This is a genomic window from Flavobacterium sp. PLA-DH12 (assembly GCF_059511845.1).
Genome location: NZ_JCAMPD010000001.1, coordinates 93,165 through 116,696, shown reverse-complemented (window position 1 = coordinate 116,696; position 23,532 = coordinate 93,165). Strand labels below are relative to the sequence as shown.

Genomic DNA, 23,532 nt, shown 5'->3' with positions numbered 1-23,532 from the left:
AATACATTAATTAAGATCAATTGTCATTCAAAAAATAAGTTTTTAAAACTGATCGCGGGCAATTTATTAGAGAAATTATATTGTTGCGAGATAAACTGTGCAGAAATGGATAAAAGCGTCTTGTTTGCACATCATGCGCGCGGATGCACTATTGTGGCTTCTAAAATCTGTGAAAATGTGGTCATTTTTCAGAACGTATCAATTGGAGCCAATTTAAAATACAATAAAACAAGTAAAGAATGGGAAAACGTCGGAAATCCTATTATTGCTAAAAATGTAATTATTGCTGACGGTGCCAAAATTTTAGGCCCAATCTTGATTGGAGAAAATTCGGTTATTGGTGCTGGGGCTATTATAACAAAAAATATTCCCGCAAACAGTGTTGCTTATGGTGTAAATCAGTTTAAGCCTAAGGATGAAAATTACGATTTGATCTTCAACTCCAATATGATTGATTCTCAGAAAATAATAGCAGCAAATAAAAAACTAGTAGCCGATTTTAATCAAAGGAACTAATCACATTCCTGGCCAATACAAGAAATTGAATTTATGTCCATCTGGATCTGCAAAACCAAAAGTATAACCTTGCTCAAAATTCTCAGGCTCAGAAAAAATAGTTCCGCCAATTTCTTTCACTTTTTTGTACCAAAGGTCTACTTCTTCCCTACTTTCTGCAGAAAGCGAAAATATAATTTCATTTTCTTTTTTAGCATTTACTAAATCACCCTTTAAGGCAGTTTTGAACCTATCGTTTGTAAAAAAGTTGATGATGAAATTATTCTCCGCAATAGAAAAACTCACGATTTCCTCTGTGTTTTGTCCGTTTTGCTTGAAGCCTAAATTGGTATAAAATTGAATTGTCTGCTGTAAATCGTGAGTAACCAAGTTAGCCCATATCATTTTCGTTTTCATAAACTTAAGTTTTAATTGATTGAGACTAAGTTACTGATTTTATTATTTAAAGAGTTTTAAAATAATGGCAAAGATTTTCAGAATTCTTATTTTTTGTGTGCCTTAAAAAGCAATTCCAAACTGAAATCCAACAGTAAAACTGGCGGGATGATCATTTCCAAAACGAACAGGCAACGGTACGGCAATATAATAACTGCAACTGCTACTTTTCATAATGGTTTTATTAAATACAGGAGTAAAACCGTATCGTCCGCTGGATTCAAAAGCTGCTCTTCCTGCAAATGTGTAGCCTTTTCCTAAAGCAACCAAAACGCCAGGATGAAATAATAAATTGGTTACTTTGCTTGTTCCTTTATCGTCTTTTATATTAGGAACCATCTCAAAAGAAAATCCGATTTTCTCATTTTTCCAGATATTTATTCCCGTTGGAAAACCAACCGCATAATAATCTCTAAAGTTTACAGTAGTCTCATCTGCGTTTATGGTGACAATGGGATGCATGATGCCAAAATATCCCGTAATTTTTGGATAAGTAGTTTGCGAGAAAGCTGTAAAACCAGCAAATAATACAATAATAAAAGTTAGCTTGAAAGACATTGTTTTTAATTTTGGTTATAAAAACAAAGCTAGAAGCATCTGTTATCAAAAAATAGAACTCAGTTTACCTTTTGTATCTGGTTTACTTTTTTGACTTTTTTCTATAAGCCGAAGGATTTTTTCCGGTATGAAGTTTAAAAATTCTAGTAAAATGACTTTGGTCTGAAAAGCCTGTTATATAAGCAATTTCAGTTAAGGTATGAGTTGAATTTTCAATAAGATTAATTGCCTTTTCGATACGGAGTTTTCTAACATATTCTCCAAAATTTAAATCTTCAAAATGTTTTGAAAATTCTCGTGACAAGTAGGAAGGATTTAAATCTAATTCGCTCGAAATCTTCTTTAAATCAAAAGTAAATTGAGCGTCAATCTGATCTTGAATTATGTTTTTCAAATCTTTTACCCACAAAGGTGTTTTGCCTGATATTTTTTTGTCTTTTAGAAACTTGTTATAAACTTCATGCAGCAATTTTTCGAACGGACTATTTTGTAAATGATTCTGCTGATATAAATGTGTAGCCCAGCTGTATAAGGCATCATACAAAATCATTCCTTTTTCTAGCAATTCCTGATCATCTTTGATATTATAAGCCATTCCAGCAGAAATAGCCCAAAGACCAGCCGATTCTTTTGCGATTTCGTGCCTGTCGGTATCTGCGCCACGCACAATTCCCGCAACAATTTTAACTGCTGGATCTTTTATATCATATTTCTTTACGATATAATCAAAAGTACATTCTTCATTATAATGCGTAAATTCAACGTTTGGGATGTCAAACGGAATAGCATTCAGCTCTTTTGCTTTCGTGATAACATCATCAAAAGGAACATAAATGAATTCAGATTCAGGATCAACAAATTTTCGAATCAACCACGGACAGGCAATTCGATCTATTTTGGGCCTTTCTCTGGTTATCCATTTCATTTCGAAATACTTTTATCTTTTAAAACTTTAGCTAAACTACATCTATTTATGATTTATTCAAAAGCTTGAATTTTAAAGTTTTGTGATTTTTTTGAATGATAATAAACTAAAGCCAAAGAAAGTTCTAAAATTAAATGTCTGCTGTAATGAGATGCTTATCTACGATTTTTCTATTTTTAGGCTTTAATACTTTATTAAACAATATATGATCCTAGCTTTTGATACTTATTACTTTGGCCAAAAAGCAAAAACAATCTGTCTTGAATTTGCGAATTGGAATGAAGATAAAGACTTTAAAATTCATTCTGAAACAATAGACAATGTTGCTGAATATATTCCTGGCGAATTTTATAAAAGAGAATTGCCATGTATTTTGAGTTTGTTAAACCAAATAGATTTGTCTAAGATTGAAGTTATTGTTGTTGATGGTTTTGTGTACTTAAATGACGAACAGAAATATGGTTTAGGAGGTTATCTATACGAGAAATTAAACAAAGAAATTCCAATTATTGGTGTTGCCAAAACGAATTTTGCCTCTATAGAAAAGAATAAAAAAGCTTTGTTTAGAGGAGATAGTAAGAAACCGTTATACATTACTTCTGTCGGAATTGATTTGGATGAAGCCTATAAAAAAGTCGAAAGCATGCATGGAGAATTTAGAATGCCGACTTTATTAAAAGAATTGGATAGATTGACAAAGGAAAATTTAGAAATAGAAAAATAAGAAGTTGTTCAATTGCAATACGCTTATTATAAATGTGTTGCAATTACTCATACTCCTATTCAAAAAAAGTCGAACCATTTTTTTTAAAGAAAATGCGTTCGACTTTTTTTATTCGGTCGCCTGAGTCTGGTTTCTTTTTCAATTTTGTATCGAAATAAAATTCTAACATCAAAAAACGATACAATGAAAACTTCAGTAAAATTTTTAGCAGTTCTTTTAGTAAGTAACTTTTCTTTTGGACAAGATATCAACAGAAAAATTGATTCTATAATAAAAGACAATTATCGAAAGAATCCCAATGTTGGTATCAGTGTTGGTTTTATCAAAGACAACAAAGAATATTACACTTCGTATGGTAATCTAGATTCTAAAAGTGATGCCAAAATTGATAAAAACTCGATATTCGAAATCGCTTCGATCACTAAAATTTTGACTTCTAATTTAATTGCACAAGCAGTGAATGAGAATAAAATTAAAACCGATGATTTTATAGACGCTTACCTTCCTACAGCATATGTACTGCACCCAAATCTTCAAAAGAAAATAAGAATTTCAGATTTGGCCTCTCACCAATCTGGTTTGCCTGATATTGATTTTGGGAAACTGATTGAGCTTAATCCGCAACAGCCTGTAAGTAGCGTAACGCAAGAAACATTATCATCATTAATTAATAATTGTACAGAATTAGCAGATTACGGCAAATATCGTTATTCAACAATAGGTTATACTTTGCTTGGTCAAATATTAGAAAAGATCTATAATAAAAGCTATGATCAAATTATCAGAGAAAAGATGATTCAGCCATTAAAAATGAAAAGAACATTTACAAAAGATTTTAATGTAAAAAACATCACTACGAGCCATAATCCAGATGGCGGAATTCAAGAATTTTTCAAATGGAATATTACAGCTCCAGCTGGATTAATAAAATCAAACGCTTCAGATATGATTCTGTATTTAAAAGCTGTTTTAAACGAAAAAAGCGCTATCGGTAAAGCTGAATTGATTACAGAAAAAATCTACTATAAAGATCAAAAAAGAGAAATGGGATTAGGTTTAGGAATCATGACAGATGATAAAAATACCATTTATTCTAAATCTGGAGATTCTATGGGGCAATCTTCCATTATATGCTACAATAGAGACAAAAATTGGGGAATCATCATATTATTAGATCAGCGAAATTCAAAAATGAGACAAAATTTACTAAATACGATCTATGATTCTGTTTTAGAATAAATTAAAATAAAAACTCCTCAATTTATTTGAGGAGTTTTGTTATTAAAGTTGCTCAGCAGTGCTAAGAAAACGATTATACTCTAGAATCTTGTTCTTTAACCTTTCTGCTAAATAAACGTTTCCATCTTTAAGTTCGTTATGTATAATTTCGGCTTCTTCAATATATTTTAACTTTTTTTCATCATTCCAATAATAAGGAGGTTGGTATAAATTGCATATTCTATCCGCCATTTTTACAGCCCAAACTTCTATTGGCTGTTCTTTAATTCTGTTTAAGCTATCGCGCATTTTTTCAAACGAATCCTCAATTTCCTCATTTTTAGTTAATGCCAAAACTCCCAATGCGACCTGAGTTCCAAATAAATCAATAACTTTTTCATAACTAAATGCAGTGTCTTCAATAGTATCATGAAGCATTGCACATTTTACAGCCAAATCGGCATTCATATTTTCTGTAAATCGTACAGCATTTAAAACTTCAAAAACGACGCTTCCAATATGATTGATATATTCTACCCTTTCACCTTCATTACTGCCTCCATATTTTTGTCCGTCATGAAGTTTAGAAACCAATTGCCAAATATTTTGTATTTCGTCTATTGACCAGTCTTTTTGCTGTTTCATAATTTTAATTTTGATTGGATGTAATTTATTGCTTTTTTTTGAATATTGAAAACATTCAATCAACGTTCTGCTTTTCTTTTATGATATGATTGTATATTAGCTTCAACTAAAACTAAATCTTTAATCCGAATGAATAATACTCAAGAGCTAATAGAAATAATACCTTTTTCAGAATTTGAGAATACTTTTAATAGTATAAATTCAAATGAAAAATTTGTTTTTTTGCCTCTTGCTACACTTCAATTTAAGAAGCATTCAGAATTTGAGAATAAGAGTTTTCATTTTGTTTCGATTTGGGATACAGGAGATTATGAGGAAAGTTTTTTTTAATGAGTTTAGAAAAAACATTAGATGTATCAAATTCAAAATAGAAAACAACAAATATTCTTATCCAGAAAAATTGAATTTTCCTTTTATTAATTTATTATCTCACGCATATGATCTAACTCAGCAAAATTTCCAGCAGAATTTAGATTACTATTTAGAACCTAAAAGCTATCATGAATTTTCCTCTGAAAAAAGTATTTTCAGCCAAGGACGAGAATTTGTCTTTAATTCCTTAAACGGCATCGATAAATTTGAATCTAGTTATTATTATGAAAGGATAACGCAATATTTATATACCAAAGAAAAATACAAACTTTTTGACAAAATAAATCCACAGTTTACTTATTCTGAAACTTTTATCGGAATAACAACGACCAAAGAAGAAGTTATAGCAGAATTTAATGAAGAGGGAAAATCTAAAGATGAAATCATTAATAATCTGCTAGGAACGCCAGAATGGCTGCAGTCGCCTGAAGAAATTCCGGAAAAACTAAATTTAATTTTTATAGGAAGTGTTTATGAAGGAGATTTTACAAATGGATCAGCAGAAATATATCTTTTTTGGGATAAAAAAAATGATGAAGCCTATCAATTTTTTCAGTGGACATAGAGACGATTAAACATTAAGTTAAATTACGATGCACGAAATTTTAGAAATAAAAGAACTAAATACTGAGGATATAAAATTTCTTAAAAAAGAATTAAAGCAAACATATGCGCTTTCATTTTTTCTATCTCTCTTAGGTATTGTATTGCCGATTTACTTAATTTATCTGACTCTTACTAATAGTGATCTTGAAGACAAAGGATTTCCATTATTAATGATAATAGTAATTTTTGGCTTTTGGACTTATGCTGCTATCAAAGCAATGATAACTACTAGAGAAGAAAAACAGAATTTATTATTGCAGAAAAAGATAGAAGGTAATCTGAAAGTTTTGGAAAAAGAAATTGTAACGAATGAAGGTTATGAATCGGATACGCAATCTTATGAAATAACGTTTTATTCTGAAATTGAACAAAAACACAGAAATATTTCAATTTATAGAAAAGACTATGATAAAATCGAAGTTGGAGATTTTCTTGGAATTACCTATTTTACAGACAATACTTCTATAAAAGCATTAATTTTTAAAGAGCAAGATTTAAAGTATAAGTCTTTTACACACAAAAGAAAGTCTGATTAAAAATAAACAAAAGCTTTTATGACATCATTAATAGAATATTTTGAAAAGCTAGGCTTTCCAGAACATACTTTAGCTGAATTTTTAAGTTGTATAAAAACAAGACAATTTTCGGCAAATGAGTTGATTTTAGTTCAAGGACAGTCAGAAAATTATTTATCATTTGTAGATTCTGGAGTTATTAGATATTATGTAGTTGCAAACGACAAGGAAATTACTTTTGATTTTGCGTTTAAAGATTCCTTTTATTGCGCATACGACTCATTCTACAATAGAGCTAAAACCGAAATTTACGTTCAGGCATTAACAGATTGCCAATTATATTCTATATCATACGAAAGTTTACAGCGTCTTTACGAAAAATGCGAAACAGCAAAGAAACTTGGACGCATCGCAACTGAATATTTGCTTGATAAAAAAGTAAAAAGAGAATTAGACCTTTTAACCAAAACACCGCAAGAAAGGTATGAAAGATTGCTATTTGAACAACCAAAATACATTCAGCAGATTCCGCTAAAATATCTTGCTTCTTATATTGGCGTTGTACCAGAAACTTTAAGCCGAATAAGAAAACGCATTTCTTGACCAAAGTCAATTTGCAAACCATTTATTAAACTCAGATTTGTACGAACATTTTAACAATTTAAAATCAAGTGCAAATGAAAGTTACAATTACACATATCGACACGGCATGCGTGCTGATAAACATAAATGGATTTAAAATTTTGACTGATCCTACTTTAGATAAAAAAGATGGATTTTTTCCTCAATATGTCAGCAGTCCGATGGCATTTTCAAAAAAATATTGCAGTCCTTCCCTATCTATTGAAGAAATTGGAAAAATAGATTTGGTTTTGTTAAGTCATGATCATCACAGTGATAATTTAGACAAAAAAGGGCGTCTTTTTATTCAAACAGTTCCAACTGTCCTCTCCACAAAAGACGCTGTAAAACGCTTAAAAAATACCAATACAATAGGACTTGACAACTGGCAGGAATATGAAGTTGAAACTGAAAAGGTAAAAAAACTAAAAATTACTGCGATACCGGCTCAGCATACTAATATCAAAAGATTGAACAAAGTTATGGGAAAGGTGATTGGTTTTACTTTAGAATGGGAAGGTCAGCAAAACGGCTGTTTGTATATTTCGGGAGATACAGTTCTTTTTGAAGGTTTGCATGAACTGGAGCAAAAGAAAAAAGTAGAGATTGCTATTTTGCATTTAGGGGCTGGAGCATTTCCTTACTTAAAAAAGAATTTAAGAGTTACAATGAATGGTGAAGAAGCCATTGCAACAGCTCAACTTTTAAAACCGAGTGTCGTAATTCCGATACATTACGAAGGCTGGTGGCACTTTAAGCAATCTGTAAAATCATTAAAAAACGAGATTGAAAAATCTGAAATAAAAGAGACATTTTTGTGGTTGGAAAGTGGTGTTGATACACTCCTGCCAATATAAATTATGATATCTCCTGAGAAATTACATTAGTTTATTTTATATAGACTTGCCTACTTTGTGTCGATATCCTTACATTTGACAAAAACTCGATTTTTTACTCAAACCTTATATAAAAAAAGCATGAAGTTAAACCTCATTTTTGCAACGCTTTTTATTATTGTCTCTAATTCTAATTTTGCACAAAGCAATTTCTCGGAGAATCCGTTAGATGCAGTTTTTGAAACAAAAGATTCAAAAAACTTCTGGAATGCTTATGATAAAATAGAAAAATCCAAAGGAAATCCTTTCATCGAATATATGGAGAAAGGTTCGCAAGGTGTTAAAGCATTTACTGAAAATAGAATAATAAATGCTGATTCCCTTTTTGCTGTTGTAAAGAAAAGAAAAGCAGATTATGAACTTTCAAGAAATGTTTTAAATAGTATTTCTACAAAAGAAAAAAGAGTTAGAGCGATTTATAGCGCATTGAAATATTGGTATCCAAAGGCAAAATTTCCTCCTATTTATTTTGTGTACGGAAGATTTAATTCAGGCGGAACTTCTGCTCCAGAAGGGATTATCGTTGGGACCGAAATGCTTCAAAATCTAGATGGAGTTTCGGGTTTAATTGCACACGAACTCATACATTATCAGCAAAATATAACCGGTAAGGATATGCTCTTGAAATGGTGCCTGATGGAAGGTGGTGCCGATTTTATTGGTGAACTTATTTCAGGAGAATCAATTGATTCGTTTTCATACAAATACGGAGCGCAACATAAAGATAAATTATGTGAGGAATTTGTATCAAAGTTAAAAAATACTGAATATATAGATTGGTTGTACGCAACTTCTAAAAAAGATGACAGACCAAATGATTTAGGATATTGGATGGGCTATAAAATAATAGAATCTTATTTCAATAAACAAAAAGACAAGCAAAAAGCAATTGACGAAATCCTGAATATAAAAGATCCTTTGCAATTCTTGCAACAAAGCGGTTTTCTAGATGTTTGTATTGAAAAATATCAAAAATCTAAAAAAGAAAGTTTTGATAAGTTTTTTGAATAACGGAATTCAGAGAATATTTAAAACTTAAAAAAAATAATACAAGGCTCATTTTATGTGCTTGAACAAGAGCTATTCTATAATCGACGATTTGTGAAAATCAACGTTTAAATTCCTATTTTCGCTAAGATGAAAGTAAAAATAAAATGACTGAAATAACAATAGTTTTTCGTTTTAATATATCTGAAGTTGTATATCCTTCAGTTGAGGAAATCCTATATTCTGAAAATGAATTAAACATTATTTCAGAAGACCGAATTAGAAATGATTTTTTAAAGAGTGATCATGTTATAGCCAATAAAATTAATAGCTATATAGACAATGGAGAATTGATTCCGACAGCATTATGGCAACCATTTTGGTTATCTATGATTCATAGAGAGCAAATGAATGTTTTTACAGCAGGAATAGGAGATCTCAATCAGTTTAAAGAATTTGAAAAATTTCTAGAGGCTAATAACTTTAAACTTTCTGAAATAATTTATTTAAAGCTAAACGATATTTCTAAAATTACCCAAATGGCAAAAGAGAAGTATCCAAAAATGTATGATGACGAGGAAATATTGAGAAATCATATTGAAAAATATAATAAAATGAGAGAAAAAGTAATTGATTATGCTTTGCCAAAATATAAAGTATCGATGCATGATTTCTTTTCAGAACTTATAAAAGTATAAAGTCTTTTATATTTAGTAATTATATAATCTTTAACTTATTAGTATTGAAAAAAGTCATTAAAAAAGGAATTGTTTTTTTTGCAGGTATTTTAATCTTATGTCTTATCTATAGTTTTTCTGTAAAGAGTTATGATACCTATTCTGGAAAAGAAACTTTACAATATTGGAAGAAAAACGTACAACTATTTGAGTCGGTTAATCAAAATCAGAGTTTATCATTTAAAAATTTAGATCCTTATTTGCTACAAAACGATCTTTTTTTGCTTGGAGAATTTCATGGTATAAAAGAGACAATAAAAAACGATGTAAATCTTATTAAATATTTAAATCGAAAAGTTGGCATGAAAGCACATTTCGCTGAAATTGATTTTAGTCAAGCGTATTTTCTAAACCAATATTTAGAATCTGGAGATGAAAAATTAATAGATCATGTTTTAGATACATGGATAATTTATCACGGTAACAATAATAAAGACTACAAAAGGAAATGGATAGAAATATACAAGCTAAATCAATCTAATTTACCAAATTTAAAAATTCATGTTTATGGAATTGATAAAATCCAGAACCTAAAACTAACTCAAGAACATTTAAAAATTTTATTGAAAAAAGTAAATCTTTCGGTTGATTTTCCAAAGGAAGATTTGTTGTTTATTAATTGGGCGAAAGAACAATTGCCAAAATTGCTTTTAGATTCCCAAGAAGCAGATGATAATACTGTTAGAGATATTTTATTTATTCAGCAAAACTTAACCGATTATAATTCCGTTTCTAGAGAAAATATTATGTATTCTAATTTTAAGAGTTTATACAAAAGATATAATCTTAAAAATGAGAAAGTTTATGGCTATTTTGGAGAAGCTCACGTTTTGCAAAAACAATTAGGTAAAAATAAAGATTTTGGTGTTTTAATAAAAGAAGATGAGAATTTAGGAAATAAAACATTTACTATAATTTCAAGGTATTTAGACAGTAATATGTCTGCACCTTCTAAATTTTTACCTTTCTTTCTAAAGAGCGGAAAAGAGCATACAAAATTAGAAGTTACTTGCAATAATACCTTTCTTATTTATCATCTAGGTATCAGTGAGTTAGAAGAAGTAACTATTCCTAATACTAATACTTTTTTTGATTTAAATGAAGAAAACTCTCCTTACAAACAGTCAAATAGATTGGTTAGGAGTTTTGGATTGTTGAGTATGATTTCGGGAATGAATATAGTAGATGAAACTTGCCCTACTACAGATTATGCTCAAGGTTTACTATTGATTAGGAATTCTGATTGGGCACAGCCGAATGATTGATTTTTAATTACTCTTAAATTTATTAATAGCGGAAGAAAGATTTAGCATAAAAAAAACTCCTTAAGAAATTAAAGAGTTTCTTTTTTATATGTTTAAACCTGTTGTTTTTTTCTATTTTTTATCAATTTGTTTGCTATAACAATAAGGCCTAGAACGACTAAAAAATGGATTAAATATGATTTAGGTTTATCATCGCCATTAACAAAAGAAAAAACTCGATTCCATCTTACTTTATTAAGACCTTTACCATCCTTCTCCAAGCTCAACCATATAAAAACGGGCTTGCCAACTACATGATCAAAAGGAACATATCCCCAGAATCTTGCGTCTAACGAATTATGACGGTTGTCTCCCATCATCCAATAATAATCTTGCTTAAAAGTATAAGTATTGCTTATTTTACCATTTATTAGAATATTATTATCGTTGATTTTTAAAGTATTATTTTCGTATTCTTCGATAATTCGTTTATAAAAAGGAAGTGATTTCAAATCTAGTTTAATGGTTGCCCCCTTTTTAGGAATGTAGATAGGTCCAAAATTATCAATATTCCAGCCTAATGATGAAATGTGTGGAAATACATTTCCATCTTCGCCTTTTGGTGTCAATTGTTTTTTAACACTTTTTACAACAGGATTGCTAGCTAATAATTTCGCTTCCTCATCTGTTAATGTTAAAAAATATTCTCCTGAATTAGTTAGTGCAAAATAGCCATCATCATATTTTAACCCTTCTCTGGCCCCATATATAGACCTAAGTTCGTCTTGGCTTATAGCCTGTCCTTTAGTATCAATTAAAAAGTTATATTGAGCTTTTGCACTTTTTGGCAGCACAGATAATTTACCGTTAATATAAATATTTCCATCGCGAATTTCTAGAGAGTCTCCTGCTATTCCAACACATCTCTTAACTAAGTTTGTTTTTTTATCAATAGGTTTGTAATAATTTCGATCTGGTTTGAAATCATCCATATTTCGCAAAGTGTCTGCAGGCTGATTAAAAACGACGATTTCATTGCGCTTAATTTTTTCTATCGCTGGAAGCCGAAAATATGGTAATTGAAATTTATTTAATAATGACGTTTCCTTTTTTGTAAAATCATCATTAAACAAATAAGATTTTAAGCCTAGAAAAGGAACTGAATCATGTACCATAGGTAATGCGACCGAAGTCATTGGCACTCTTGCTCCATAATTTATCTTGCTTACAAACAAAAAATCTCCTGTATATAAAGTCTTTTCTAATGAAGAAGATGGAATTGTAAATGGCTGAATAATATAAGTATGGACAAGCGTAGCGACAATAATAGCAAACACAAGAGAGCCAATCGTATCTTCTGTTTTAGATTTAGGTTGTAAATCTCTATTCTCAATATAGGTGAGTTTTGAGTTATAATTTAAAAAGGTAATATAGAAACCGAATGTTAGCAAAACAAGCACAGTATCTTTTGTGGAATTTTTTCCAAAGCTTCTAATAATCTCTATCCAAACAACAGGAATCATCAAGAGATTGATAATTGGTGTAAAAACAAGAAAAACCCACCAGCGAGGACGTTTTATAATTACCATCAATACTACTAAATTGTAAAGGGGTATAAATGACTCTAGTGATTTTCTGCCTGCTTTTATATAAAGTTTCCAAGTTGATAATCCATGAATGATTTGCAAGATTAAAATAAAGATGAGCCATTGTGATAAATTCATACTTTCTAACGTTTTGTTATCTAATTGTTTTTAAATCTAAATCTATAATTGATTTAGTATATGTATCATTTTACTTAATTTGTTACATAATAATAAAGCAATACATTAAAATTACAATCTATTTAAAATAAGATTTACGCTATGGAATTGATGATGATCTTGATTATAAAGTGCAGTTAAATTAGTTTGTAAAAGCAAAAAGCCTATAAATCAAAAGATTTACAGGCTTTTTGCTTTTTTGTGGGGAGAGCAGGATTCGAACCTGCGAAGTTCACACAGCAGATTTACAGTCTGCCCTCGTTGGCCGCTTGAGTATCTCCCCAAATCTGAGTGCAAATGATGATTCATTACATTCAGGAAAGTCAAAAAAAAAAAATCCTTAATTTCTTAAGGAGTTTTTGTGGGCGATGAGGGGTTCGAACCCCCGACCCCCTCGGTGTAAACGAGGTGCTCTGAACCAGCTGAGCTAATCGCCCTATTTCATTAGGATTGCTATCATTTCTGATTGCGAGTGCAAATATACATTTAGAATTTATATTTGCAAGCCTTTTTTATTAAAAAAATTTGTGGGCGATGAGGGGTTCGAACCCCCGACCCCCTCGGTGTAAACGAGGTGCTCTGAACCAGCTGAGCTAATCGCCCTATTTTACTAGGCTACTATCATTTTGTGATTGCGAGTGCAAATGTACAGCTAGATTTTGTATTTGCAAGCCTTTTTTGAAAAAAAATGAAATATTTTTTTACGTTTTTATTTAGAAGGCTATTTTTCAAACCTTTAAAAAATAAAGTTTTTTTACTCTTTTCTTATAATTTCGTTAAAAAGCCAAATTGAGAGCTGTAATTCTTAATATTCCTTTGTAGTGATTCGACTTAGTTATACATTTGCATACCTAAAAATAGTATACTCTAATGGCACGATTTAAAGAAAATGATTTACCTAAATCAAAAATAACGGCTACTTCACTTAACAAAGCAAAAACAATTTTTACATACTCAGGACATCACAAATGGAAATTTTTCATTGGTTTGATTTTTCTCCTTTTAACGGGTGCCACTGCCCTAGCCTTTCCAAAACTAATGGGAATGCTGGTAGATTGCGTAAAAAACAAGAACAACGACGAAGCAAATACAATTGCTTTGGGGTTAGTTGTAATTCTGTTTCTACAGTCTTTTTTCTCATTTTTCAGATTATCATTATTTGTAAATTTTACCGAAAACACACTGGCAAACTTGCGTTTGGCTTTGTATACCAATCTGGTAAAATTGCCCATGACTTTCTTTTCTCAAAAAAGAGTTGGTGAATTAAACAGCAGAATCAGTGCCGATATTACACAGATTCAAGATACTCTAACAACAACAATTGCGGAGTTTTTACGTCAGTTCATCTTAATCATTGGTGGAGTTATTCTTTTAGCAACTGAAAGCTTCAAATTGACGCTATTAATGCTTTCAGTAGTCCCTTTAGTAGCAATTGCAGCGGTTGTATTTGGTCGATTTATTAGAAAATATTCTAAAAAAGTACAAGATCAGGTTGCCGAAAGCCAGGTAATTGTAGAAGAAACCATGCAAGGAATTAGTATCGTGAAAGCTTTTGCCAACGAATGGTATGAAATTGCAAGATATAAAGGAAAAATTAGCGAAGTGGTTAAATTGGCTATTAAAGGCGGTAAATACCGCGGCTATTTTGCTTCGTTTATCATTTTCTGTTTATTTGGCGCAATTGTAGCAGTAGTTTGGTACGGAGTACGTTTGAGTATTGCAGGTGAAATGAGCGTTGGACAATTAATTTCATTCGTATTATATTCTACTTTTGTTGGCGCTTCATTTGGGGGAATTGCCGAATTATATGCCCAAATCCAAAAAGCAATTGGTGCAACAGAACGTGTCTTTGAATTGCTAGACGAAAATCCAGAAAAAATCAATTCAGATTCAAGTCAAAATCAGGAAAAAATAAAAGGAAATGTAACTTTTAAAAATGTAGCATTTAGCTATCCTACACGCCAAGAAGTACAAGTTTTGAAGGATGTAAACTTCTCAGCAGAATTTGGTCAGAAAATCGCAATTGTTGGTCCTAGTGGCGCCGGTAAATCAACTATCTCTTCTCTTCTGCTTCGTTTCTACGATATTACTTCTGGAGAAATTACTGTTGACGGAAAAAATATTTATGACTACGATTTAGAAAACCTTCGCGGAAATATGAGTATTGTTCCTCAAGACGTAATTTTATTTGGAGGAACCATTAGAGAAAACATCGCATACGGAAAACCAGACGCAACAGATGAAGAAATTATGCAAGCTGCAAAACAAGCCAACGCATTTAATTTTGTTGATGGTTTCCCTGAGAAATTCGAAACTTTGGTTGGAGAACGCGGTGTTAAACTTTCAGGAGGTCAGCGTCAACGTATTGCGATTGCAAGAGCCTTGCTTAAAAACCCAAGTATTTTGATTTTAGATGAAGCTACATCATCTTTAGATAGTGAAAGCGAAAAATTAGTTCAAGAAGCTTTAGAAGTATTAATGGAAGGAAGAACGAGTATTATCATTGCCCATCGTCTTTCGACAATCAGAAACGCAGATAAAATCTTAGTTTTAGATAACGGAAAAATTTCTGAAGAAGGAACACATCAAGAATTAATAAACTTAGAAAACGGAATCTATAAGAATTTAAGCAACTTGCAGTTTAGTAACTCTTAAAAGGAAATTTCAATTTTATAAAATCCATATTCCAATAAAAAAAACTCCATTTGATTTTCAAATGGAGTTTTTTTTAACCTCAAATAGCAAACCCGAGAGGTTTTAAATAAAAAAGCTTCAATGGAAATTGAAGCTTTTTTTATATAAACTGTAGACTATAAACTGAGACTGAAAACTAAAAATTATTTCCCTTTTCTGCGTTTACGTTCTGCCTTAATCATAGATAATTCACGGCTTGTTTGTCCTGCTACAGAAGTATTTTCTTCTGCACGACGAATCAAGTACGGCATAACATCTTTTACAGGTCCGAATGGTAAATATTTTGCAACATTATAACCATTTTCAGCTAAGTTGTAGCTAATATTATCACTCATTCCGTATAATTGACCGAACCAGATTCTAGAATCATTTTTAGCGATTCCTTTCTGAGTCATCATTTCCATTAACTTGTATGAACTTGATTCGTTATGAGTTCCAGCAAAAATGGCCATTTTATCAATATGCTCTAACATATATTGTACGGCATTATCATAATTTACATCGGTAGCTTCTTTAGAAACACAGATTGGAGAAACATACCCTTTTTCTTCGGCTCTTTTGTTTTCTTTTTCCATATAAGCGCCACGAACCAACTTCATTCCGATATAAAAACCTTCCGTTTTTGCAACATCATGAAGTTTTTTAAGGTAATCTAAACGATCCCAACGGTACATTTGCAATGTGTTAAATACTATAGCTTTTTCTTTATTGTATTTACGCATCATATCAGTAACCAAATCATCAGCAGCATCCTGCATCCAGCTTTCTTCACCATCAATTAATAATGCAACATCCTTTTTGTGAGCTTCACTGCATATTTTATCAAAACGAGCTACTACTCTATCCCATTCTGCTTGCTCAGCAGGGTTTAAAGTTTCTTTCTCACCTAATTTTTCATACAGTTCAAAACGTCCTAAACCCGTTGGTTTGAAAACAGCAAACGGAATAGCTAAACGTTCTTTAGCAAAATCTACTGTTCTTAAAGTCATTTCTAAGGCAGCATCAAATTGTTCTTCTTCTTCTTTTCCTTCAACGGAATAGTCTAAAACTGAAGAAACTCCTTTTGTAAACATTTTGTCTACCACAGTAAGGCAGTCATTTTCGTTTACACCACCACAAAAATGGTCAAAAACAGTTGCTCTAATTAATCCTTCTACTGGTAAATGAGCTTTAATTGCAAAATTAGTTACAGCAGTCCCAATTCTTACTAAAGGCTCGCTGTCAATCATTTTGAAAAGAAAATAAGCTCTATCAAGTTCCGTGTCACTCTTTAGTGAAAATGCAACTTGCGTGTTATCGAATATCTTTTCCATTAAAATTTATTTTTTATGCAAATATAGAGAGTGTTTTGAATATTTTTCACTAAACAGCATCATATTTTTCAATATTCTTAACAAGAACATCTCAAATGTTAATTTGTGAAGTAAATGTTTATTTCTTGAATAATTTTATCTTAATTTTAAAGATGCAAACCCGCATTTTAAACAAATTAGCCCGAAAGTTTGAATATTATTACGTTTAAAATGCCTTATTTTGCGCTTTCAAAACAACAAAAGAATTATGCAATCTATTCAAGCCAATAATTATCTCGTACATTTTAATGAGAATGCTTACGAAGCTTTAAATAAACATTTAAAAGAAAGTAAATATTCTAATATATTTATAATTGTTGATGATCAAACCAATGAGTATTGTTTATCTAAATTTATTCCAGTTTTGGAAACAGATTTGGCAATCGAAATCATCGAGTTTGAAGCTGGAGAAGCAAATAAAAATATAGAAACTTGTATTGAGATCTGGAATATTTTGACAGAACTTGGAGCTGACAGAAAATCGCTTATTATTAATTTAGGAGGCGGTGTTGTTACAGACTTAGGCGGTTTTGTTGCCTCTACTTTTAAAAGAGGTGTAGATTTCATTAATATCCCTACTACTTTATTATCTATGGTTGATGCTTCTGTTGGAGGAAAAACAGGAGTTGATTTAGGAAATCTTAAAAATCAAATCGGCGTTATCAATGTGCCGCAAATGGTTTTGATTGACACGCAATATTTGGAAACTTTGCCACAAAGCGAAATGCGTTCTGGTTTAGCAGAAATGCTAAAACATGGTTTAATATATGACGCGCCTTATTGGAGACAATTTTCGGATTTAAAATCGATTGTTTTTGATGAATTGGATCAATTGATTTATCGTTCTGTAGAAATTAAGAATGAAATCGTTATTCAAGACCCAACAGAGAAAAATATTCGTAAAGCTCTAAACTTCGGACATACGTTAGGTCACGCTATTGAAGGCTACTTCTTAGAAAGCGAAGAAAAAACTACTTTATTGCATGGAGAAGCGATCGCGGTCGGAATGATATTAGAAAGTTATATTTCGCTTCAAAAAGGATTGATTTCTGAACAAGAATACAGAGAAATAAAAGCGGTAATTAAAGACATATATGATGATGTAATTTTTGAAGAAAATGACATCGATCCGATCTTAGAATTGTTAATTCACGACAAAAAAAATGAATACGGTTTAATTCAATTTGCATTGATTGAAGGAATCGGAAAAATAAAAATTAACCAATCCGTTGAAAATAAATTGATTCTAGAAGCGTTTCAGGATTATAAATCTTAAACTTTTTTTAATCAAAAGCGTTGCATTTGGTATATATTATTTTTTACATTTGCCCCATGAAAACAAAGAATCAGCAAAGGCACTTCAGCTCTTACCGAAACAGACTCAACAGTTCTTTATTAAGAATGTTGAATCGTTTCTATAATAGCAAAAGTCCTTTTTGTTTTGATGTATTCCAATGTACAAAAGCAGAGCATGAAAAACTGCCTATTATATTTGCCAATATTAGAGTTTGAATTTAAGATTAAGTCCCCAAAAACCTAAATTAAATTATAATTACAATCTCTAAACATTGATAAATAAATGAATACAAAATATTCTGATCTAATAAACCAAACATACTACTTTCCACAAGAGGAATTTAAACTAAACAAAGACAACCTATTATTTCACAACATAGATTTGATGAAATTGGTTGAACAATATGGTACGCCATTAAAGTTTACTTATTTACCTCAGATTTCTGAAAACATCAACAAAGCAAAAGCATGGTTCAGAAAATCAATGGAAAAAAATAAATACGAAGCAAAATACTATTATTGTTATTGCACCAAAAGCTCTCATTTTGAATACATTATGAATGAAGCTTTCAAGAATAACATTCACATCGAAACATCATCTGCTTTTGATGTAAATATTGTGGAGAATTTATTAGAAAACGGTAAAATCAACAAAAGTACGTATGTAATTTGTAATGGTTTTAAAAGAGACGAATACATTACTAATATTGGTAGATTAATCAACAACGGACATAAAAACACTATTCCGATTATTGATAACTACGAAGAGTTAGATTTGCTTCAAGCAGAAATTAAAGGAAAATTCAAAATCGGAATCCGTATTGCTGCCGAAGAAGAACCTAAATTTGAGTTTTATACTTCTAGATTAGGTATTGGATACAAAAACATAGTTTCTTTCTATAAAAAACAAATCCAGGAGAATGATAAATTAGAGCTGAAAATGCTTCACTTTTTCATCAATACTGGTATAAACGATACTTCATATTACTGGAATGAGCTAGTAAAATGTATAAAAGTATACATTGCTCTTAAGAAAGAGTGCCCTACTCTAGACGGTTTAAACATTGGAGGTGGTTTTCCAATTAAAAACTCACTTGCCTTTGAGTATGATTATCAATACATGATTGATGAAATTATCAATCAGATTAAAATTGCTTGTGATGAAGCCGAAGTGGATGTTCCAAATATTTTTACGGAATTTGGATCGTTTACTGTAGGTGAAAGCGGTGGTGCAATCTATCAGATTTTGTATCAAAAACAACAAAATGATAGAGAAAAATGGAATATGATCGATTCATCTTTCATTACCACTTTACCAGATACTTGGGCTATAAACAAACGTTTTATTATGCTGGCAGTAAACCGCTGGAATGATACTTACGAACGGGTTCTGTTAGGAGGTCTTACTTGTGATAGTGACGATTATTACAATTCTGAACAAAACATGAACGCCATTTATTTGCCTAAATACAACAAAGAGAAACCTTTATATATCGGATTCTTTAATACTGGCGCTTATCAAGAAACAATTGGAGGATACGGAGGTCTGCACCACTGTCTGATTCCGCAACCTAAACACATTTTAATTGATCGTGATGAAAATGGAATTCTGGCAACCGAGGTTTTCTCTGAACAACAGACTTCAGACGATGTTTTAAAGATTTTAGGATACAAAAAAAAGGTGTAAAAAAACGGCAGATTAAGTAATAATTTTTCTTAAAAAATTCTTAATTTGCATTAACATCCTAAAAGGTTAAACTTTTTAATTCAAAAAAAACAAAAAAATGAAAGGACCAATCAGTCAGTTTATTCAAAAACACTATTTGCATTTTAATTCTGCTTCATTAGTAGATGCAGCAAAAGCATACGAGCAGCAATTAGCTGATGGTGCTAAGATGCTGGTAAGTATGGCTGGCGCAATGAGTACAGCAGAAATTGGAAAAATTTTTGCCGAAGTAATCAGACAAGACAAAGTGCATATTATTTCATGTACTGGAGCAAACTTAGAAGAAGACATCATGAATTTAGTAGCCCATTCTCACTACGAGAGAGTTCCTAATTACCGTGATTTGACACCAGAAGACGAATGGGCCTTGTTAGAAAGAGGATTAAACCGTGTTACAGATACGTGTATTCCTGAGCATGAAGCTTTCCGTCGTTTACAAAAACACATTTACAAAATTTGGAAAGATGCAGACGACAAAGGAGAGCGTTACTTCCCACACGAATTTATGTATAAAATGCTGTTATCTGGCGTTTTAGAAGAATATTATGAAATTGATCTAAAAGATAGCTGGATGTATGCAGCGGCAGAGAAAAATTTACCAATTATCGTTCCAGGATGGGAAGATAGTACAATGGGTAACATCTTTGCTTCATACGTAATTAAAGGAGATTTAAAAGCATCTACCATGAAATCTGGAATTGAATACATGACTTTCCTTGCGGATTGGTATTCTAAAAACAGTTCAAACGGAATTGGATTCTTCCAAATCGGTGGTGGTATCGCTGGTGATTTTCCTATCTGCGTAGTACCAATGTTGTATCAAGATATGGAAATGCATGATGTTCCATTTTGGAGTTATTTCTGCCAAATTTCAGATTCAACAACTAGTTATGGTTCTTATTCTGGGGCAGTTCCTAATGAAAAAATCACTTGGGGTAAATTAGACATCAAAACCCCAAAATTTATTATTGAGTCGGATGCTACAATTGTTGCTCCGTTAATTTTTGCATATTTATTAGATTTATAGAATAATTTATGAAAAGAGTTATAGTAGACTACGCCAAACTTACCAACGAAATTTTAAACCTTTTGGTAGAAAAATTTCCTGATGGTTACGATGATTCGGATGTAATCCGTTTTAGAAATGCTAAAAACGAATTGGTTGAAGCTGTTGAAGTTCGTACTGAGGACACAATTTATTTGGTAAAAATTAGTACTAAACTTGCTGACAGAATTGAAAACTACGATGAAGATGATGATTTAGATGTTGATGTAGATGCAATTGCACCAGTAAAAGGAATGGACCTTGATGATGATATTAGCAATGACGATGATGAAGATGATGATAATCAAGACAAACCTGATGCTGATGATGAAGATGATGATGACAAAGCTGACACTGATTATGATGAAGAAGATGAAGAGGATGAAGATTAATACATTTTCTTTTCAATAAATAAAAGGAACTCTATTTTGAGTTCCTTTTTTTATAATAATGCAATACAAATTCAACAAATTATATTTTTATTTTTATAGGATTATTTTTACATTTAAATCTTAAACAAAAAATATACGCCTATGACTTCAGAAATTTTACACACTACATTAAAAGAAAATTTTGGTTTCGAGAAATTTAGACCTAATCAAGAAACTATAATTAATACGATACTATCTGGACAAGATACTCTGGCAATTATGCCTACTGGTGGAGGAAAATCAATATGTTTTCAGCTTCCAGCTTTAATCTTGCCTGGAATTACAGTTGTAATTTCACCTCTGATTGCTTTAATGAAGGATCAAGTAGATAGTCTAAAAACCAACGGAATATCAGCTTGTTATATAAATAGTTCTCAATCATCACAAGAACAGCAATATTATATTGATAACTTAAAATCAAATCATTTTAAATTAGTTTACATAGCTCCCGAAAGTCTTTCTTATTTAGATATGGCTTTCAATGAGTTAAATATTAGCTTAATAGCAATTGACGAAGCGCATTGTATTTCATCTTGGGGGCATGATTTTAGACCTGCCTACACTAATTTAGGTTATCTAAAGAGCCGTTTCCCTTCTACTCCAATATTGGCGCTAACTGCTACAGCTGATAAAGCAACGCGTACCGATATAACCAAGCAATTAAATCTGAAAAATCCGAAAACATTTATTGCTTCTTTTGATCGGGCAAATCTAAGTTTGGAAGTTCGTCCTGCTTTGGATCGGGTTAAACAAATAATTGATTTTATTGAAAACAAACCCAGCGAATCGGGAATAATTTATTGTTTAAGCCGTAAAACGACAGAAGAGTTAGCAGAAAAATTGAAAAAAAACGGTGTAGAAGCTAAAGCGTATCATGCTGGTCTTGATAATGAAACGCGTGCTAAAACACAAGATCAATTTATAAACGACGATTGTCAGGTAGTTTGTGCCACCATTGCTTTCGGAATGGGAATTGACAAATCAAATGTTAGATGGGTTATCCATTACAATTTACCAAAAAATATTGAAGGTTATTATCAGGAAATAGGACGTGCCGGACGTGATGGACTTCCTGCTGAAACTGTTCTATTTGAAAGTTATGCTGATGTAATTCAATTGCAGAAATTTGCTTCTGAAGGATTGAACTCCGATATTCAGCTGGCAAAATTGGATCGCATGAAACAATACGCAGATGCTGTAAGCTGTCGCAGAAAAATTCTTTTGTCTTATTTTGGGGAATTGGTCACTGAGAACTGCGGAAACTGCGATATTTGCAAAAATCCGCCAACTTTTTTCGATGGAACGATTCTCGCACAAAAAGCTTTGTCTGCTATTGTGCGTTTAAAAGAATCTGAGCCTTTGGCTGTAATTGTCGATTTTTTGAGAGGCTCGAGAAACGCGTATATTTATGAAAAAAATTATCAAGAGCTAAAAACGTACGGAATTGGAGCTGATGTTTCTTGGTACGACTGGAATCAATATCTTATTCAGTTAATTAATTTAGGCTATTGTGAAATTGCCTTTCATCAGCATAATAAAATTTTGCTTACCCCTTTTGCAAAGAAAGTTTTATTTGAAGGTGAAAAAGTAAAACTGACAACAGTTGTTAAGAAAACAATTGATAAAAGCGAAACCAAAGAGACAAAACCAAAAGCAGCTAAAAATTCTTTATTTGAAACGCTTCGAAAATTGCGTTATGAAATTGCGCAGGAAGAAGAAGTTCCTGCTTATGTTATTTTTAGTGATGCTTCTCTTCGTCAAATGGAAATCTTAAGACCTATGAGCGATGAAGAGTTCCTTGCTGTTGAAGGTGTTGGGAAAGCAAAACTGGAAAAATATGGAGCAGATTTCATTAAAGCAATTATTGAATTTGAAAGAAATAAATCTGTTGTAAAAAAAGAGAAAAAAGACAATACTTATAAAAAGACTCTGGAATTATTTCAAAATGGAGTTTCGGTAGAAGAAATAGCAGAACAGCGGGATTTGAGCTCAACTACGATTATTTCGCATTTAGCAAAATTGTATGTTGATGGTCATGATTTAGATTTAAGCCAGTTTGTTTCTGAAGACGAAATCTTAAAAATTGAAAAAGCTCAGATAGAACTAGAAAATCCAAATGCATTAAGACCTTACTTTGAGTATTTTGAGGAAAAAATGTCTTATGATAAAATTAGATTTGGATTGGCTTTTTTGGAGAAAAAACTTAAATAAGTTTGTCATCTTGAC

At 31.4% G+C, this 23,532-nt stretch carries 23 protein-coding genes and 3 tRNA genes; 17 read left to right on the top strand and 9 right to left on the bottom strand.

Features of this window, described 5'->3' with window-relative positions; translation table 11 throughout:
- Positions 1 to 105 precede the first annotated feature (105 nt).
- On the top strand, positions 106 to 516 hold the full coding sequence (locus AC5ZCW_RS00565) for a serine O-acetyltransferase (RefSeq protein WP_496117208.1): 411 nt from the start codon (positions 106 to 108) through the stop codon (positions 514 to 516).
- Here AC5ZCW_RS00565 and AC5ZCW_RS00560 read toward each other — a convergent pair whose 3' ends face one another.
- The 3 genes from AC5ZCW_RS00560 to AC5ZCW_RS00550 form a co-directional block, all read right to left on the bottom strand.
- Entirely contained in the window at positions 517 to 912 is a 396-nt protein-coding gene (locus tag AC5ZCW_RS00560; RefSeq protein ID WP_496117206.1) for a VOC family protein, read from the bottom strand. It abuts the gene before it with no gap.
- A gap of 102 nt (positions 913 to 1,014) precedes the next feature.
- Positions 1,015 to 1,509: a hypothetical protein gene (locus AC5ZCW_RS00555; RefSeq protein ID WP_496117204.1), complete on the bottom strand. Its 495-nt coding sequence runs from the start codon at positions 1,507 to 1,509 to the stop codon at positions 1,015 to 1,017.
- An 82-nt stretch (positions 1,510 to 1,591) separates the two neighbouring features.
- Positions 1,592 to 2,434 (bottom strand): chromate resistance protein ChrB domain-containing protein, encoded by an 843-nt coding sequence (locus AC5ZCW_RS00550; RefSeq protein ID WP_496117202.1) that lies wholly within the window; start codon positions 2,432 to 2,434, stop codon positions 1,592 to 1,594.
- Between the two features lie 205 nt (positions 2,435 to 2,639).
- Between AC5ZCW_RS00550 and AC5ZCW_RS00545 the strand changes: the two genes are divergently transcribed.
- Positions 2,640 to 3,158, top strand: coding sequence for an endonuclease V (locus tag AC5ZCW_RS00545; RefSeq protein ID WP_496117200.1), 519 nt, complete (start codon positions 2,640 to 2,642; stop codon positions 3,156 to 3,158).
- A 183-nt stretch (positions 3,159 to 3,341) separates the two neighbouring features.
- Positions 3,342 to 4,397: a serine hydrolase domain-containing protein gene (locus AC5ZCW_RS00540; RefSeq protein WP_496117198.1), complete on the top strand. Its 1,056-nt coding sequence runs from the start codon at positions 3,342 to 3,344 to the stop codon at positions 4,395 to 4,397.
- 42 nt (positions 4,398 to 4,439) lie between these two features.
- On the opposite strand, the gene AC5ZCW_RS00535 is transcribed toward AC5ZCW_RS00540, so the two are convergent.
- A complete protein-coding gene (locus tag AC5ZCW_RS00535) occupies positions 4,440 to 5,021 on the bottom strand; it encodes a bifunctional (p)ppGpp synthetase/guanosine-3',5'-bis(diphosphate) 3'-pyrophosphohydrolase (RefSeq protein ID WP_496117196.1) in 582 nt (193 codons plus the stop codon).
- Positions 5,022 to 5,150: 129 nt separating this feature from the next.
- Between AC5ZCW_RS00535 and AC5ZCW_RS00530 the strand changes: the two genes are divergently transcribed.
- The 8 genes from AC5ZCW_RS00530 (at position 5,151) to AC5ZCW_RS00495 (ending at position 11,020) form a co-directional block, all read left to right on the top strand.
- Positions 5,151 to 5,351: a hypothetical protein gene (locus AC5ZCW_RS00530; protein WP_496117194.1), complete on the top strand. Its 201-nt coding sequence runs from the start codon at positions 5,151 to 5,153 to the stop codon at positions 5,349 to 5,351.
- The gene (locus AC5ZCW_RS00525; protein WP_496117192.1) at positions 5,332 to 5,958 is read left to right on the top strand and encodes a hypothetical protein; all 627 of its coding nucleotides are present in this window, start codon (positions 5,332 to 5,334) and stop codon (positions 5,956 to 5,958) included. Before AC5ZCW_RS00530 ends, AC5ZCW_RS00525 begins: the two co-directional genes overlap by 20 nt.
- A gap of 28 nt (positions 5,959 to 5,986) precedes the next feature.
- Positions 5,987 to 6,535 (top strand): hypothetical protein, encoded by a 549-nt coding sequence (locus AC5ZCW_RS00520; RefSeq protein ID WP_496117190.1) that lies wholly within the window; start codon positions 5,987 to 5,989, stop codon positions 6,533 to 6,535.
- A gap of 18 nt (positions 6,536 to 6,553) precedes the next feature.
- Positions 6,554 to 7,117: a Crp/Fnr family transcriptional regulator gene (locus tag AC5ZCW_RS00515; protein ID WP_496117188.1), complete on the top strand. Its 564-nt coding sequence runs from the start codon at positions 6,554 to 6,556 to the stop codon at positions 7,115 to 7,117.
- Positions 7,118 to 7,191: 74 nt separating this feature from the next.
- Entirely contained in the window at positions 7,192 to 7,992 is an 801-nt protein-coding gene (locus AC5ZCW_RS00510) for an MBL fold metallo-hydrolase (RefSeq protein WP_496117187.1), read from the top strand.
- Positions 7,993 to 8,112: 120 nt separating this feature from the next.
- Positions 8,113 to 9,042 carry a DUF2268 domain-containing putative Zn-dependent protease gene (locus tag AC5ZCW_RS00505; protein WP_496117186.1) on the top strand — a complete coding sequence of 310 codons (930 nt, stop codon included), beginning with the start codon at positions 8,113 to 8,115 and terminating at the stop codon, positions 9,040 to 9,042.
- Between the two features lie 143 nt (positions 9,043 to 9,185).
- The gene (locus tag AC5ZCW_RS00500) at positions 9,186 to 9,716 is read left to right on the top strand and encodes a hypothetical protein (RefSeq protein WP_496117184.1); all 531 of its coding nucleotides are present in this window, start codon (positions 9,186 to 9,188) and stop codon (positions 9,714 to 9,716) included.
- Between the two features lie 260 nt (positions 9,717 to 9,976).
- The gene (locus AC5ZCW_RS00495; RefSeq protein ID WP_496117182.1) at positions 9,977 to 11,020 is read left to right on the top strand and encodes a TraB/GumN family protein; all 1,044 of its coding nucleotides are present in this window, start codon (positions 9,977 to 9,979) and stop codon (positions 11,018 to 11,020) included.
- 92 nt (positions 11,021 to 11,112) lie between these two features.
- On the opposite strand, the gene lepB is transcribed toward AC5ZCW_RS00495, so the two are convergent.
- From lepB to AC5ZCW_RS00475, 4 genes are all read right to left on the bottom strand, one after another.
- Complete coding sequence (gene lepB / locus AC5ZCW_RS00490; RefSeq protein WP_496117180.1) at positions 11,113 to 12,723, bottom strand: signal peptidase I; 1,611 nt, start codon at positions 12,721 to 12,723, stop codon at positions 11,113 to 11,115.
- Positions 12,724 to 12,964: 241 nt separating this feature from the next.
- A tRNA-Tyr gene (locus AC5ZCW_RS00485) sits at positions 12,965 to 13,045 on the bottom strand.
- 79 nt (positions 13,046 to 13,124) lie between these two features.
- A tRNA-Val gene (locus AC5ZCW_RS00480) sits at positions 13,125 to 13,199 on the bottom strand.
- A gap of 91 nt (positions 13,200 to 13,290) precedes the next feature.
- Positions 13,291 to 13,365 (bottom strand) — tRNA-Val (locus tag AC5ZCW_RS00475).
- Positions 13,366 to 13,632: 267 nt separating this feature from the next.
- On the opposite strand from AC5ZCW_RS00475, the gene AC5ZCW_RS00470 reads away from it, so the two are divergent.
- Complete coding sequence (locus AC5ZCW_RS00470; protein WP_496117178.1) at positions 13,633 to 15,417, top strand: ABC transporter ATP-binding protein; 1,785 nt, start codon at positions 13,633 to 13,635, stop codon at positions 15,415 to 15,417.
- Positions 15,418 to 15,599: 182 nt separating this feature from the next.
- On the opposite strand, the gene AC5ZCW_RS00465 is transcribed toward AC5ZCW_RS00470, so the two are convergent.
- Positions 15,600 to 16,769 (bottom strand): proline dehydrogenase family protein, encoded by a 1,170-nt coding sequence (locus tag AC5ZCW_RS00465; protein ID WP_496117176.1) that lies wholly within the window; start codon positions 16,767 to 16,769, stop codon positions 15,600 to 15,602.
- A 247-nt stretch (positions 16,770 to 17,016) separates the two neighbouring features.
- Here AC5ZCW_RS00465 and aroB point away from each other — a divergent pair, with 247 nt between their 5' ends.
- The 5 genes from aroB to recQ all read left to right on the top strand — a co-directional run bounded on the left by aroB (position 17,017) and on the right by recQ (position 23,517).
- Positions 17,017 to 18,084 carry a 3-dehydroquinate synthase gene (gene aroB / locus AC5ZCW_RS00460; RefSeq protein ID WP_281632642.1) on the top strand — a complete coding sequence of 356 codons (1,068 nt, stop codon included), beginning with the start codon at positions 17,017 to 17,019 and terminating at the stop codon, positions 18,082 to 18,084.
- Between the two features lie 303 nt (positions 18,085 to 18,387).
- A complete protein-coding gene (locus AC5ZCW_RS00455; RefSeq protein WP_111424946.1) occupies positions 18,388 to 19,791 on the top strand; it encodes a type III PLP-dependent enzyme domain-containing protein in 1,404 nt (467 codons plus the stop codon).
- A 97-nt stretch (positions 19,792 to 19,888) separates the two neighbouring features.
- Entirely contained in the window at positions 19,889 to 20,857 is a 969-nt protein-coding gene (locus AC5ZCW_RS00450; protein ID WP_496117174.1) for a deoxyhypusine synthase family protein, read from the top strand.
- 8 nt (positions 20,858 to 20,865) lie between these two features.
- A complete protein-coding gene (locus AC5ZCW_RS00445; RefSeq protein WP_496117172.1) occupies positions 20,866 to 21,267 on the top strand; it encodes a DNA primase in 402 nt (133 codons plus the stop codon).
- Positions 21,268 to 21,408: 141 nt separating this feature from the next.
- Positions 21,409 to 23,517, top strand: a complete 2,109-nt coding sequence (gene recQ, locus AC5ZCW_RS00440; RefSeq protein ID WP_496117170.1) for a DNA helicase RecQ — start codon at positions 21,409 to 21,411, stop codon at positions 23,515 to 23,517.
- The last annotated feature ends 15 nt before the right edge of the window (positions 23,518 to 23,532 follow it).